Below are 14,309 nucleotides of genomic sequence, written 5' to 3'. Positions count from 1 at the left end.
CGATAATCGAATTTTCATCTGCGCTGATGTCGATGCCTTTTAAAGTCCCCAACATGGTGTCATACTTCAGCAGATGAGCGTTGGTCTTCGGATCGGAAGTATCGTTGATCGCGACTATTTCGATATCGCTGCTGTCTCTCAGAAGCCAGCAACGCATGAAGTTACGTCCGATCCGCCCAAAACCATTGATTGCAACTCTAATCACAGCGTCTTGCCCTCTGGTGTAGTGAATAAAATACCTATTATTGACAATCGATCATATCGCAAAGGGCGCTCTATTCTAAACTAGCTTCTGCTACATTGACAGAAAAAGCACACAAATCCTTGGGATCGTTAAATATACAACTGATGAGTAGCAATATACACACTCACAGTTTCGGGAACGAAGTAGCGGATCGAACGGCGATCGCGGCAATATTGCCGGACTAGGCTAGCCGAAATCCCTACTAAAGGTAGATCGATTATTTGCCAGCGAATGTCTATGGATTCGGTTGCTAACTGTCGTGCCACCCGATCGCATAATACCTGAATTGGGGGACTTTCTGACTCAACGAGCGGACGCGGAGCGACTAACCACTCACAAACAGGGGCAATTTCCTGGCGATGATACCAACGGGGTAAGGTGAGAAACGTGTCTAACCCTAAAATCCAGTACCAACGACCATCAGGGTAATTTGCTTGCAGTGCCTGCAAAGTTTGGCTGGCATAGGTAGCTTTCATAAATGTATCTGATGGGGGTGCGATTTCCCAATCATGACGATCTGCGATCGCCTGTCGTACCATTTCCCACCGATGCTGAAATGGTGTTGATTGCTTGTAGTGTGGGCGAGAATTGACTACCCAAATCACCTGTTCTAATCCAACTTGACTACAAGCACTCTCAGCAACCAACAAGTGTCCCCAATGTACCGGATCGAAAGTACCGCCGAAAATGCCTATTTTGTCATTAGTCATTGGTCATTTGTCATTAGTTGTTGGTAATGGGTAATAGGTAATGGGTAATTGGTCATTTGCATTTCCAACACGCACCACGCACCACTCTCCACTAATAACTGTTAACTGATAACTGTTACCTGAAACACTCCTAAATGTTCTTCTCCTTGGCGTTCGGGAACTGAATTTGTGACGGGTTTGAGGGAGAGAATTTCAAAGTCTGGGGTAAAGTGGTTGCGGATCTCGGTTGGAGTGCTGCCGAAGGGTGGTCCACCTGGGCGAGAATGGGTGAAGAATAAACCGATGAGTTGTCCTTGAGGTTGTAATATTTCTCGGACTAGTTTGACATAGACTGGGCGCTGAGATGGGGCGATCGCGCAGAAGCAAGTATGTTCTAATACGTAGTCAAAATAATGGGGAAATTCTGCTGATAATTCAAAGATATCTCGCTCTAAGAATTTTGCCGAACTACCTGCTGTTTGAGCTAAGGCTGTAGCTGAGGCGATCGCACTAGGAGCAAAGTCAATTCCAATGACATCAAATCCATGCTTTGCGAATAGTAAGGCATCATAACCGCGACCGCAACCCAAAACTGCAACTTTACCAGGTTTTGGGGCTTGAGGAGAATTTAATAAACTAACAAATGGTGGTGCGGCTTGTCCGATATCCCAGCGTGCCGTTCCTACTTGGTAGCGGTTTTCCCAATATTCTGAGTTCATATAGTCATCTTGGTGATTTATTAAGATCGGCGCGTTATGTTTGTCATTGGTCATTGGTCATTGGTCATTTATGAAACACAATATCGAAGCACTTTTGTAAATGCTTTCTCTAGTTTAATTTTTCTATTTTTTATCAAAAATAAAGACGCGATTTATCGCGCCTTCACTGATAACTGATAACTGATAATTGTCAACTGTACTGCGAATACTGGTCTTGAGGATCTGTTTTTAGCATTCCAAACAAGAAACCGAGAACAGCACCAAACAGAAAACCGCCTGCGTGCGCCCAATAAGCAATACCGCCGCTTTCCATACCAATATTAGTTCGAGCTTCTAAACTCGCAACACCGTAAGCAGCTTGTTGCACAAACCAAAATCCCAGGAAGTAAAACGCGGGAATGCGAACGGCGGGAAAGAAGAATCCTAGTGGAATGAGAGTCAGGACTTCAGCCGTAGGGTAGCGGAGAATATACGCACCCATAACTCCGGCGATCGCCCCACTTGCACCCAAGGAAGGAATACCGGAAGATTGAGAAAAGTACCATTGCGTCAGCGCTGCCAATATGCCGCAGGCAAGATAAAAAATTAGATATTTGACGTGTCCTAAACGATCCTCAACGTTGTTGCCAAAAATCCAGAGAAACAACATATTGCCTCCCAAATGTAGCAATCCTCCGTGGAGGAATTGGGAGGTGATGAGGGTAATCCACTCTGGTACGGGTTGATTGACAGTAATTCCGGCAAAACTAGCTGTTAACTCTCTAGGAACGACAGCAAACAGATGAAAAAACCCGTCTAATTGTTGCGGTTGCAAATCTGCCTCGTAAATAAAGGCAAGAATATTAGCTGCAACCAATCCATAAGTGACGTAAGGAACGATCGTCGTCGGGACGTTATCGCGGATGGGAACCATGACGCTTTTTAGCCCAAAATGATGAAACTAGCCACACAGTAGCGGATTTCACCAAAAATTGCTTCTAGCCTACAGGTAGATTGTCAGTTATTAGGGAGCAGGGAGCAGGGAGCAGGGAGTAGGGGTAGAAAAATTACTTACGACTTACGACTTACGACTTACTTATGCTACTTTCTGCGGTTGCATGGTAGCTTCTAAGGCTGCGAGTTCTGATAGTTGTGACTCAATTTGATCGCGGACGATTTGGCGATAATCGACGAAGTGTTCTAAGTGGGCGCAGTTGATGATATATGATTCAAACACGCTAGGATTATGCCGCAACATCGAAAATAATTGCTGCCAAAATTGCCAGCGCGTATTTCGCTTAATTCCCTGTCGCCAGCAGATAGTTAATATGGCACGTATTTCAATCAAACCTGGCATCCGCAGCTTTTTCTTCACAGGTTTCGGGTTCATGAAACGGAAGTGGCGGTAAACTCTGGCTAGGTAGCGACTGGGTTCGTACAGTTCCCAAAAGCATCTGACATATTCGTGGGCAATGTCTTCTACAGGACGGGTAGGAATAAAATTGATCAGGGTTGTTTGGTGAATATTTGCTACTCCCCTGCCTTCGAGTAAACGCCCTTCTTTTTGGAGACGATGCCACAAAGCAGTATTTGGCAAGGCTTGCAGCATACTGAATAAAGCTTGAGGAATTGCAGTTGCTTCCACAAAATCGATAATGCGATCGCCTGCTCCAGGTTTTTCGCCATCAAAGCCCATAATAAAACCAGCCATGACTCTCAATCCCACTCGATTGATTTTTTGCACTGATTCAATCAGAGAATTGCGAGTATTTTGGAATTTCTGTGTTAGTTCTAAGCTATCGGTGTCCGGGGTTTCAATTCCTAGAAATACGGCGTTAAAGTTAGCAGCAACCATCAAATTCAAAAGTTCTTCGTCTTGGGCTAAATCTACCGATGCTTCAGTGGAAAAGCTAAAAGGATATCCCTTTTCTGCCATCCAAGGAACGAGTTCTTTTAATAACAGTTTGACGTTGCGTTTGTTACCGATGAAATTATCATCCACCATAAAAATCGATCGCCGCCAGCCTAAATCGTACAAAGTTTGCAATTCTGCCAATAATTGTTGCGGCGATTTAGTACGTGGTTTACGTCCGTACAACACGATAATGTCGCAGAATTCGCACTGGAAGGGACAGCCTCGCGAAAATTGCACTGACATATCAGCGTAGGCACTTAAATCTAGCAAGTCGTATCTGGGTACTGGTGTGGTCGTGACATCGGGCTTTTCTCCGTTAGAGCGGATAGTACCAGAAGTCTCGCCTCTTGCCAATGCTTCTACTAGCATCGGTAAGGTAATTTCACCCTCATCTAATACTAAAAAGTCTGCCCCAGCTGCCTTGGCTGCTTCCGGTACGGAGGTGACGTAGGGACCACCAACGGCAACTAATTTTCCGTGTCGCTTTGCTTCTCTAATTAGATGCAGCATATCTGGTTTCTGGACGATCATTCCTGAGATGATGACCAAATCTGCCCATTCCCAGTCTGCTTTCGTTTCAGATCTAATACTGCGGTCTACTAGGCGAAATTCCCACTCTTGGGGCAGAATTGCGGCAACTGTGATTAACCCCAATGGGGGCATTGCCACTTTACGACCAATGAGTTCGATCGCTTTGTCAAAAGACCAAAATGATTTGGGAAAAAGAGGATATAGGAGTAAAACTCGCATTTAACATCACCCCTTGCAACATAAAAATGGTTGCATTATTGTTCCGATTGCCTTTAAGTTGTTCTGTTGTAAAACTGCAAATAATTAGCTTTATTTTATTTACAGGCAGGTTCTAGTTGAGATCACTTTAGCAGCCTGTGTTACTTTGTTGAACCCAGTGATACTAAAAATTACGTAAATGTAGGGTGGGCATTGCCCACCATCCTATAACTACTCCCCCCTTTTTAAGGGGGGTAGGGGGGATCGACTAGCTAACGCTAGCAGTCGTTTGTTCTGTCAAGTAGCTGGGGAGAGAACGACGCAGGCGATCGCCATATAAGTCTAAGGCATTACCTCCTAGCAATAACCCTAAGTGTTCGCGATCGTAGTCAGTGACTCCCGCTGCATCTTTGACGCAGTTTTCCAATACACCATCCCAGTGTCCGTAGTCTCCAGAGAAGCAAGCCAGGTGCTTGCCAATCTCTCCCATTGCTACGGGTAAGTAGGCGGGTGCGGGGTCGTCAGATTCAAAGGAAGTGAAGATTTGTCCCCGTTCAAAATATTCCATCGGGTCGCGATGGCGCAGGTCATAATGCTCGTAAAGACTCACATCATCGATCTTGGTGGGGTCGTGTTCGGCGTTCCACAACAGATCGAAGAGATTCTTGGTCATGTTGATGATGTTAGCGCGATCGCGTCCTTTGCGTTCTTGCAACATCAATTTCGTGACATCCATCATCGAAGGACGATAAGGATTTTTGGGATCGAAATCGCGGATGCGTTTTTCCCAATGTTCGTGGAAAGAATGGGCGAGATCCGGTAGCCAGCCACAACCGCCTTCTAAAAAGCCAACCCGCAAGGTGGGAAACTGTTCAAATGCCCCATCAAATACCATCCGCGCCAAAGCGTGCTGCTGTTGGTTGCGTTGGACGAAGATGTGAGTCAGGACAAAAGTTTCCATGTAGTCAGAAATTCCACCCATCATGTAAGAACCTGGACCACCGTGAATTCCTAGTGCAATATCTAAATCTACTGCTGCTTGTAGAATTGGTCTGAAGTCAGGATGGCTGATTGGCTTACAACTGCGGATATCGGGGAAAGCCTGGGGTGCTTTCGGGTGAGGAATGGGCATATTTGGGGCGACAGCAACGCCAATCATGCCCAGTTCGTTGACGCAGCGACGCATTTCGGCGACAGCCGCATCGACATCTTGTAGAGGTATGACACCAATTGGTTTGAGACGATCGCCATAAGGACGACAATCTTCGGCAATATAGTCGTTATAAGCCCGACACAAGGCGATCGCTAAGTCTTTATCTAAAATGCTAGAAAATGTCAGGTTGAACGTACCGAAAATTACGTGTACGTCTACCCCTTCCCGATCCATATCTTCGATCCGCAGGCGGTTGAATGTTGCGCCCAAAGTGGTTGTCGGATGTAAGTTGCGAAATCCACCTTTCCCCATGCCTTGAGGCTGGGGAAACATCCGCGTTAGATCGTTTTTGCCCGTAGCGGGGTTAAAATCTACTACCCGCGCCCGCTGATCGCCCAGACTATCGATTACCATCCCCACGCGATCGCGATACTTTGGCTCTAGATAATCCCGCATGACTAAAGGATTTTCAAGCTTGTGGGCATCTGCATCAATAACTGGTAAACCTTGATACATGTATTTTCCTCAAATGAATGGTTGTGAGTGAAGCAAGAGGCAAGAGGCAAGAGGTAAGAGGTTGACTAAATTTCAACTTACGACTTACGACTTACGACTTCACTTAAGCGATTTTTGCTTTGAAAGTAACTCCAAAGTTGACGCAAGCCAAATAAATTCTCGAACGACCAAGAAATTGAAACAGGAATCATAATTCCGCTGCGGTACTTGACAAAAGCAGGTTTGTTCTTCTCGAATAATGCGTGTCCGCCGATCGCGAATACTTGTGTCAGTACCAGACAAACTAGCGTCCATCGCCAATCGTAGAACAGCAATACAACCGCCGATATCGCCAACAAGACTGTTAAATGATGTAAAAATATGTTGATCGGGTTCTGATGACTTGCTATGAAATATGCTTTAGCTTCTTGGAAGTAACTCAACTTAACATTCCTCCAGGTACGCCGCACGCCAACTTTAAGCTGTATTGTAAAGATATTAACGATGCTGTTGCCAAGAATTTTTACTACTGTAATATTCTTCTAAGATTTCGTAGCTGGTTTAGCCAATTGCGTAGGTTTTTATACTCCTACACCTCTCGTCCTTCAATGCGTTCGGGTTCTTATTTCATAATTTTTGCAACTTAAAATTATGATGCATATAAGAGTTTTGCATCGCGCTTGTTTTGCCCCGTTAAGTATGACACAGAAGCAATAGTTTAGCAGCGGCTACTTGAGACTAGCAGGCGCAAACTAATCCCTTGTATTAAACCTAATTTACCTACCTTTACCAAAGCGGTATTATGACACTTCAAGGATTGTCATTAGTGAGAGTGAGTAGTCAGTAGTGAGTAGTGGTCGCTGACAACTGACTTCTCAGTTTTGACTTTTGACTTTTGACTTCTTCAAAGCTTATATCCAATTTGGCGTAAAAACTTTTGTCGTGCTTGTACGTCCTCAGCATTTTCTACACCTTTGGGGGAAAATCCGTCTACAACACCCAAGATTCCCCGTCCTTGTTGAGTTTCTGCTAGGATGACTTCTACTGGATTTGCTGTCGCGCAATGGATATTGCAGACTTCCTGACATTGTTTGATTGCATTGAGGAAGTTAATCGGGTAGGCTTGTTTCATCAGAATCACGAAACTGTGTCCTGCCGCGATCGCCTGAGCGTTCTTAGTAGCTATATCTTGTAGTTCTTTATCGTTTCCGCCAGTGCGGATTAAACAGGGACCAGAAGCCTCACAGAAAGCGATCCCAAATTTTGCTTGGGCAGAGATCCCGACGACAATCTCGTATAAGTCTTCCACAGTTTTAATAAAGTGACTGTGACCAATGATAATATTGCTACCTTCAGGAATTTCCATTGCTACAGATTTGAGTTCCATTTTTTCCTCCTCAATGTTGCCCGATTGCAATCAATTCCAAATACTTTATGATGATAAATAGAGCGATAAATCAGGTTGTTAGTTTGTAGAAATTTCATCCTGGTGCATAGTTTGAGTTTTCTCCCGTGCCTCCCAAACTACTTCGCTTTTCGACGGTAATTTCGGCATATTTTGCTGGTACTCTATTCTATATGTTCGAGAAATCTTACATATTCTGTTAGCTCCAAATACATTAGATGTATATGCTACCTTGAGGCGAATATAATAGAAATCTAAATCAGAAATTTGTCGAACGATTTCTTGCAATTGGGTAGATTCGGATGGAATAAATAACCTTTGTTTGTAACCTCTGGTTTGACACCATTGAACTAAATCATCTTCTTGAGGAAGGGGAAACCCTTCTAGCGGTTTGAGTCTAGCTAATTCTGCGTATTCGTAAGTAAACCATCTTTCACTGTCAAAATACCAGCGATCGCTCCGAGCAACACTCACGGTAACATGAATATCGTTAGCAGAAATTTTGTCACTTTCATTGAAAAGACTACAGCTAGGGAAGATTTGATTTGGTAGCCAGTTGAGTTCTGCTCTTAATTTAGGATAATTGGCAGCCGCAAACGTTCTTCTTGAGTTCCAGAAATTCCCCCAAGTAGCGACAACTGCCAAAATGGATATACATAGAGCAATATACTCAGTAGGAAATGTCTTTGTACCCCACTTGATGGCAAACTCAATCATAACTATTGCTTCTACTTGGCTTGGCAATAATTTACTACATACCTAGCTAAAAATTGCGATCGCATCTAGGACAAAACCTGGTAGTATATCTTCTCCTGATACAGTATTAGGGAAATTTAATATTTCCACAGTTTGTCCAGAACGATATATTTCTACTTGTCGAGACTGTGGATCGATTAACCAACCCAAGCGAGCGCCATTATTCATATATTCTTGCATTTTGGCTTGTAGGTCGTTAATATTATCTGTCGGAGGACGCAATTCAACCACAAAATCGGGACACAGAGGGGGATAGTCGTCTTGCTGTTCGGATGTGAGGTTTTCCCACCTTTCGCGTCTTACCCAGCTAGCATCGGGAGAACGTTTTGCACCGTTGGGAAGGATAAATAATGTAGAAGAGTCAAATGCTATTCCTAAGTTATTGGAACTACTCCAAGTATCTAATTGTCTGGTTAGGTTACTATTACGCCGTCCCGAACTTCCTCCCGTAGGCGACACTATTACTAATTCTCCTGCTGCTGTTTGCTCGAATTGCCAATCGGGGTTGGCTTTAACAATGCGATCGAATTCTAAATTTGAAATTTTTAAAGCATGTATTGTTAAAGTATTCACCATATGTCTTTTTTTACATGAAAATGTACGGGATACAAAACGCCGTCTTACCATAGTAATTATTGACGGATTTTATAGCTCGATCTTATCTTAATGAGATCAGTCGATCGCCTCTACTCAGATCTTCGCTAGCTGCTAGTACTTCTTGTCTCGCCCAGCGGTCTGCTGCTACGATGTCAGCTAAAGATGGGGAAGCACAATTATCGGTTGAGTGGCGATCGCAAACGAGTTCGATACAACGAGGAATATCTAAAAAGCGGATTTTTTCTTCTAAAAATAAGGCAACTGCTTGTTCGTTAGCTGCATTTAAAACTGCTGGCATCGAGCCACCCGCACGACCCGCACTATATGCTAATTGCATACAAGGATATTTATCATGGTCTGGGGCTTTAAAAGTTAAACTGCCAATTTCTACGAGGTCTAATTGCTTCCAATCAGTATAAATTCTTTCTGGATATGACATGGCATATAGCAAGGGTAAACGCATATCTGCCCAGCCTAACTGTGCTAATACAGAAGTATCTTGTAGTTCGATCAGAGAATGGATAATACTTTGAGGATGGATGACAATATCGATGCGATCGTAATCTAATCCAAATAAGTAATGAGCTTCAATGACTTCCAATCCTTTATTCATCAACGTCGCTGAATCGATCGTAATTTTCCGTCCCATCGTCCAGTTAGGATGTTTTAAAGCATCGGCAACGGTGACATTTGCTAACTTGTCTATAGGTAAATCGCGGAAAGAACCCCCAGAAGCCGTGAGTAAAATTCGCCGCAAGCCACGTTCCGGCACGCCTTGAAGACACTGAAAAATCGCCGAGTGTTCCGAATCTGCTGGTAAAAGTTTAACTCCGTGTTTTTCTACTAATGGTAAGACAACAGGACCACCCGCAATCAGAGTTTCTTTATTTGCCAGCGCAATATCTTTACCCGCCTCAATCGCCGCAATTGTAGGTAACAATCCCGCACAGCCGACAATTCCCGTTACTACGCTTTCGGCATCGCCATAGCGCGCAACTTCTACAATACCCTCTTCCCCTGCCAATAGAATCGGTTGTGGGTCGAGATCTGCGATCGCCTCCTTCAACTCTGATAACTTATCTATATCGCAGATAGCGGCAATACTCGGTTTAAACTGCCGAATTTGCGCCGCCAGCATTTCCACGTTGCGTCCAGCCGCCAACCCGACAATCCGAAATTGGTCGGGGTGTTGTGCCACAATATCCAGAGTTTGAGTACCAATAGAGCCAGTCGATCCCAGGAGAGTAATTGCTTTCACGATTGTTTCAGAATTAGCAGCAATACCACTTTATCAGGGAGCAGGGAGCAGGGAGCGCTTCGGTGCAGGGAGCAGTGACTAGCCACTAGCCACTAGTCACACCCATTACTAATTTTTGTTTACATTGTTACCAAAAACTTTAATTTATATCAAGATTTGATGATTTTTTTTCAGAAAAGGGTCTATGCTCACAGATACAGGAGCAGCTAAAAACAATGCGAAATTAAGGTGCGATCTCATTCGATCGCAGTTTGGGTGGGGAGTGGTAAGAACTTCGTCCAACTTTGCTAACGAGCCATTGAATTTAATTTCTCTTTAATAGCAGGAGATTGATATGACTCAAGAACATGCTGCCCGCTTTTTTAAAGCCATACATCAAGATGAAGCATTAAAGGCTAAACTCAAAGCTACAACTGAACCAGAAGCTTTCATTCAGATTGCATCTGAGCGAGGATACAAATTCACAGTTGCCGAATTGGATGCTCAAATTAGCAAGTTAACTCCTGAAGAGATGGCTGCGGTAATCAACCCAGGAATTTCTCCACGACGGCGTTTAATGCCTAGATAATGTCCACTTTGAGAGACGTTACATATAACGTCTCTACTAACCGCTCCATGATACTTCTACTGGAGTTGGCGCGATCGCCTCTGGTTGCGATCGTCGAGCGATCGCCTCAATAAACCCTTTAAATAAAGGATGGGGCGTACTAGGGCGAGATTGAAACTCTGGGTGAAATTGGCAGGCGAGGAAAAATGGATGGCTGGGTAGTTCGATAATTTCTACCAAGCGTCCGTCTGGAGAAGTGCCACTAATGACGTATCCCGACTCCAAAAATAGGTTGCGGTAGGCGTTGTTAAATTCGTAGCGATGGCGATGGCGTTCGTAAATTAGGGGTTTTTGATACAGTGCGTGCGCTAGGGTATTGGGTGTGAGACTGCAAGGATATAACCCTAGCCGCATGGTTCCACCCAAATCGACGACATCTTGCTGTTCTGGCAAAAGATTTATTACGGGATATTGACAATTAGGGGCAAACTCTGCACTATGGGCATCTTCCAAATGCGCGACATGACGCGCCCATTCAATGACAGAACATTGCATTCCCAAACATAAACCGAGGAACGGAATTTGATGTTCGCGGGCGTATTCTACAGCGGCAATTTTGCCATCTACACCGCGCACGCCGAAGCCTCCAGGGACGACGATACCATGAACGCCCTGTAGTAAAGCGTCTGCCCCTTCTATTTCTAAATCTTCCGAGTTGATCCAACGCAGGTGTAATTCGCCATTTGTCGCGATCGCTGCATGGCGCAAAGCTTCTACTACCGATAGATAAGCATCGTTTAAACGCACGTACTTACCAACAATTGCAACTTCAACTTGGTGAGTGGGGTTGGCTTGTCGTTGTACTATAGTTTGCCATTGCGAGAGATCGGGCTGGCGTTGTCCGAGTTGCAGCAATTCTATGGTTTGCTGTGCCAGCCCTTCTGTTTCTAAAGTTAAAGGGACTTCATAGATACTGCTGGCATCTTGACAGCTAATGACGCATTCAACAGATACGTCACAAAATTCAGCCATTTTTGCTTTTAGACCGTCGGGTAGGGGGCGATCGCTCCGACAGACTAAAATATCTGGTTGAATCCCAATCGATCGCAACTCCTTAACAGAATGTTGTGTCGGTTTGGTTTTCATTTCCCCCGCCGAAGGAATCCAGGGAACGAGGGTAACGTGCATATACAACACGTTTTGTCGCCCTACATCCTTACGAAACTGCCGAATTGCTTCGAGAAATGGCAGCGATTCGATGTCTCCCACCGTACCGCCAATTTCGGTAATGACGACATCGGGATTCGTATTTTTGGCAACGCGCTGAATTCTTTCTTTAATTTCATTTGTAATATGGGGAATGACTTGTACCGTTCCCCCCATGTAATCGCCACGCCGTTCTTTATTAATTACTGCCTGATAAATTGAACCAGTCGTGACGCTATTGAGGCGCGACATGGAAGTATCGGTAAAACGTTCGTAGTGTCCTAAGTCTAAATCTGTTTCCGCGCCATCTTCGGTAACAAAAACTTCCCCGTGTTGAAAGGGACTCATCGTACCTGGATCGACGTTAATATAAGGGTCGAGTTTGAGAATAGAAACTGAATAATCTCGCGATTTGAGCAGCCGTCCCAAGCTTGCCGCTACAATACCCTTACCAATGCTGGAGACTACGCCACCAGTCACAAACACAAATTTAGTCATAGTAGTTTTTCTTAATCTTGGGCAAGTTTCAGCCATTCACCCCGATAATTGTGACATATTCTTGAAGAGAGTGGTGCGTAATGCGTGGTGCGTGGTGCGTGGTGCATGGTTTAATTTTGAATTCTTTCCCGACTCCCGACTCCCGATTCCCGACTCCCTATTTTGGCGTGAAAAAACTTTTCGGATTATTCTTTCTCGGAACTATCTTTGTCCTGCTTATGGTGCGTCCAGTTGGGGCAGAACAGCAACTATCAGTAGTGTATCCCCCTGCTAACCATCAAACAGTAGCCGATCGCATCTTTTTGGTAGGAACAGCGCCGCCAACGGGTAAAGTTTTAGTTAACGGTAAACCGATAGAACGCAGCCGCGCCGGACATTTCGCCCCTAGTTTTCCCTTGCGAGTCGGGGATAATACTTTTACGTTGCAATACCAAGATCGACAGGTGCAACTAAAGGTACAGCGACAAGATACAACTCCCGCGCCACCGATAGGATTGGCTTTTGGTAAAGATTCCTTGACTCCTAATGTCGATATTGCCAGAATGCCAGGGGAACTTGTTTGTTTTAGCGCGATCGCTCCTCCTCAATCTGTAGTTTCCGTTCAATTAGGCAAAGATAACATTCGCCTTCTCCCCCAACTACAGCAAGCACAACTCCCAGCTAACTCCGCACTTTTAACCGGACGAAATCAGCCGACTCGACAATTAACGTCTGGGCAATATCAAGGTTGTACAACTCTACCAGAACTAGGGAATCTCCCATATGAGAATAACGTTATGACCAGTGGTTTCACTCCTGGTTCTGGAATTCAACCACAGTTTCAACTAACATTAAACGGTCAAACCGTTACTCAACTAAGTCCAGGTAAAGTTACAATCCTCTCACCCGCAAATTTAGAAGTTGTCGAAGTCACAGCAAATGAAGGGGTAGCGCGAACTGGTGCGAGTACCGATTACTCTCGCCTCACACCTTTACCCAAGGGTACGCGGGCAACAGTTACGGGAAAAGAAGGGGAATGGTTGCGCTTAGATTATGGCGGTTGGATTAACAGTCAGGAAACTAGAATCATACCAGGAGCAATCCCACCGCGATCGCTAATTCGGAGTGTCAGCGCCCATCGCGTACCTGGAGCAACAGAGATCGTGTTGCCGCTACAAGTCCCCGTCCCCGTAAGCATACAGCAGGGCGATCGCACTTTAACTCTGACTTTACATAATACTACTGCTCAAACCGATACAATTCGCTTCGACGACGACCCAATAATCTCTCGCCTCGATTGGCAGCAAGTCACACCCGATCGCCTGGAATATATTTTTAACCTCAAATCCCAACAGCAATGGGGTTACAAATTGAGGTACGAAGGGACGAGTTTGGTATTAACGTTGCGGCATCAGCCGAGAAATAGAGAACAAGTTAAAAGTCAAAAGTCAAGAGTCAAAATTCAAAATTCAGAATTAAAAATTTCCGACTCCCGACTCCCGAACGCCAGTTCGCACAACGGGGGGAACCCCCGCAAGCGACTGGCTCCTCCCGACTCCCCTCTATCGGGAATCAAAATTCTTCTCGATCCTGGGCATGGAGGGAAGGAAAGTGGAGCTTTGGGATCGACGGGTTATCCTGAAAAAGAGATCAATTTATTAATGTCTAAATTAGTTCGAGAACAATTAGCACGGCGAGGTGCTGAAGTTTACCTGACGCGGGAGGACGATCGCGATTTATCGTTACCAGATCGAGTAGCCATAATCGATAAAATTGAACCCGCGATCGCAATTTCTCTACATTACAATGCTCTGCCAGATGCAGGCAATGCCATGAAAACTCAAGGATTAGCTGCCTTTTGGTATCATCCCCAAGCACACGATCTCGCTAGCTTTTTACATAGTTATTTAGTTCAAAAACTGAACCGCCCTGACTACGGACTGTACTGGAACAACCTCGCTTTAACTCGTCCCGCTTCAGCCCCAACAATATTATTAGAACTAGGATTTATGATTAACCCCTACGAATTTGAATGGATCGTCAACCCGCAAGCACAACAACAACTAGCCAGTGCGATCGCCCAAGGAATCACCCAATGGTTTAGCAATATCAGATAGACCTTTAGCGTCCTTCTTTGCGC

14 protein-coding genes are annotated in these 14,309 nt (G+C 44.8%); 2 read left to right on the top strand and 12 right to left on the bottom strand.

Translation table 11 applies throughout. From position 1 onward, the window contains the following. The 11 genes from ACRC32_RS27075 to dxr all read right to left on the bottom strand — a co-directional run. On the bottom strand, positions 1 to 205 hold a 205-nt coding region (locus tag ACRC32_RS27075), incomplete at its 3' end, for a glyceraldehyde 3-phosphate dehydrogenase NAD-binding domain-containing protein (RefSeq protein ID WP_438556878.1). A 128-nt stretch (positions 206 to 333) separates the two neighbouring features. After that, positions 334 to 954: a nicotinate (nicotinamide) nucleotide adenylyltransferase gene (nadD, locus tag ACRC32_RS27070; protein ID WP_438556877.1), complete on the bottom strand. Its 621-nt coding sequence runs from the start codon at positions 952 to 954 to the stop codon at positions 334 to 336. 101 nt (positions 955 to 1,055) lie between these two features. Continuing rightward, positions 1,056 to 1,652 (bottom strand): methyltransferase domain-containing protein, encoded by a 597-nt coding sequence (locus ACRC32_RS27065; RefSeq protein ID WP_438556883.1) that lies wholly within the window; start codon positions 1,650 to 1,652, stop codon positions 1,056 to 1,058. A gap of 190 nt (positions 1,653 to 1,842) precedes the next feature. Further along, complete coding sequence (locus tag ACRC32_RS27060) at positions 1,843 to 2,565, bottom strand: rhomboid family intramembrane serine protease (protein WP_438556876.1); 723 nt, start codon at positions 2,563 to 2,565, stop codon at positions 1,843 to 1,845. 162 nt (positions 2,566 to 2,727) lie between these two features. Further along, positions 2,728 to 4,296 (bottom strand): B12-binding domain-containing radical SAM protein, encoded by a 1,569-nt coding sequence (locus tag ACRC32_RS27055; protein WP_438556875.1) that lies wholly within the window; start codon positions 4,294 to 4,296, stop codon positions 2,728 to 2,730. 247 nt (positions 4,297 to 4,543) lie between these two features. Beyond that, the gene (locus tag ACRC32_RS27050; RefSeq protein WP_438556874.1) at positions 4,544 to 5,944 is read right to left on the bottom strand and encodes an amidohydrolase family protein; all 1,401 of its coding nucleotides are present in this window, start codon (positions 5,942 to 5,944) and stop codon (positions 4,544 to 4,546) included. 77 nt (positions 5,945 to 6,021) lie between these two features. Further along, a complete protein-coding gene (locus ACRC32_RS27045; protein WP_438556873.1) occupies positions 6,022 to 6,366 on the bottom strand; it encodes a DUF962 domain-containing protein in 345 nt (114 codons plus the stop codon). Positions 6,367 to 6,827: 461 nt separating this feature from the next. Beyond that, positions 6,828 to 7,310: an adenosine-specific kinase gene (locus tag ACRC32_RS27040; RefSeq protein WP_438556872.1), complete on the bottom strand. Its 483-nt coding sequence runs from the start codon at positions 7,308 to 7,310 to the stop codon at positions 6,828 to 6,830. 78 nt (positions 7,311 to 7,388) lie between these two features. Then, positions 7,389 to 8,045: a hypothetical protein gene (locus ACRC32_RS27035; protein ID WP_438556871.1), complete on the bottom strand. Its 657-nt coding sequence runs from the start codon at positions 8,043 to 8,045 to the stop codon at positions 7,389 to 7,391. Positions 8,046 to 8,087: 42 nt separating this feature from the next. Further along, positions 8,088 to 8,660, bottom strand: a complete 573-nt coding sequence (locus tag ACRC32_RS27030) for a Uma2 family endonuclease (RefSeq protein ID WP_438556870.1) — start codon at positions 8,658 to 8,660, stop codon at positions 8,088 to 8,090. An 82-nt stretch (positions 8,661 to 8,742) separates the two neighbouring features. Further along, entirely contained in the window at positions 8,743 to 9,939 is a 1,197-nt protein-coding gene (dxr, locus tag ACRC32_RS27025; RefSeq protein ID WP_438556869.1) for a 1-deoxy-D-xylulose-5-phosphate reductoisomerase, read from the bottom strand. 334 nt (positions 9,940 to 10,273) lie between these two features. Between dxr and ACRC32_RS27020 the strand changes: the two genes are divergently transcribed. Continuing rightward, the gene (locus ACRC32_RS27020) at positions 10,274 to 10,507 is read left to right on the top strand and encodes a Nif11-like leader peptide family natural product precursor (protein ID WP_438556868.1); all 234 of its coding nucleotides are present in this window, start codon (positions 10,274 to 10,276) and stop codon (positions 10,505 to 10,507) included. Positions 10,508 to 10,543: 36 nt separating this feature from the next. Here ACRC32_RS27020 and ACRC32_RS27015 read toward each other — a convergent pair whose 3' ends face one another. Beyond that, positions 10,544 to 12,190 carry a CTP synthase gene (locus ACRC32_RS27015; protein WP_438556867.1) on the bottom strand — a complete coding sequence of 549 codons (1,647 nt, stop codon included), beginning with the start codon at positions 12,188 to 12,190 and terminating at the stop codon, positions 10,544 to 10,546. Between the two features lie 218 nt (positions 12,191 to 12,408). On the opposite strand from ACRC32_RS27015, the gene ACRC32_RS27010 reads away from it, so the two are divergent. Then, positions 12,409 to 14,286: an N-acetylmuramoyl-L-alanine amidase gene (locus ACRC32_RS27010; RefSeq protein ID WP_438556882.1), complete on the top strand. Its 1,878-nt coding sequence runs from the start codon at positions 12,409 to 12,411 to the stop codon at positions 14,284 to 14,286. Positions 14,287 to 14,309 lie beyond the last annotated feature (23 nt).

Origin of the sequence: Chroococcidiopsis sp. (assembly GCF_051657925.1) — a bacterium.
GTDB lineage: Bacteria > Cyanobacteriota > Cyanobacteriia > Cyanobacteriales > Chroococcidiopsidaceae > Chroococcidiopsis.
The sequence above is the reverse complement of the archived record's forward strand: the minus strand, read 5'-3'. Positions and strand labels throughout refer to the sequence as shown.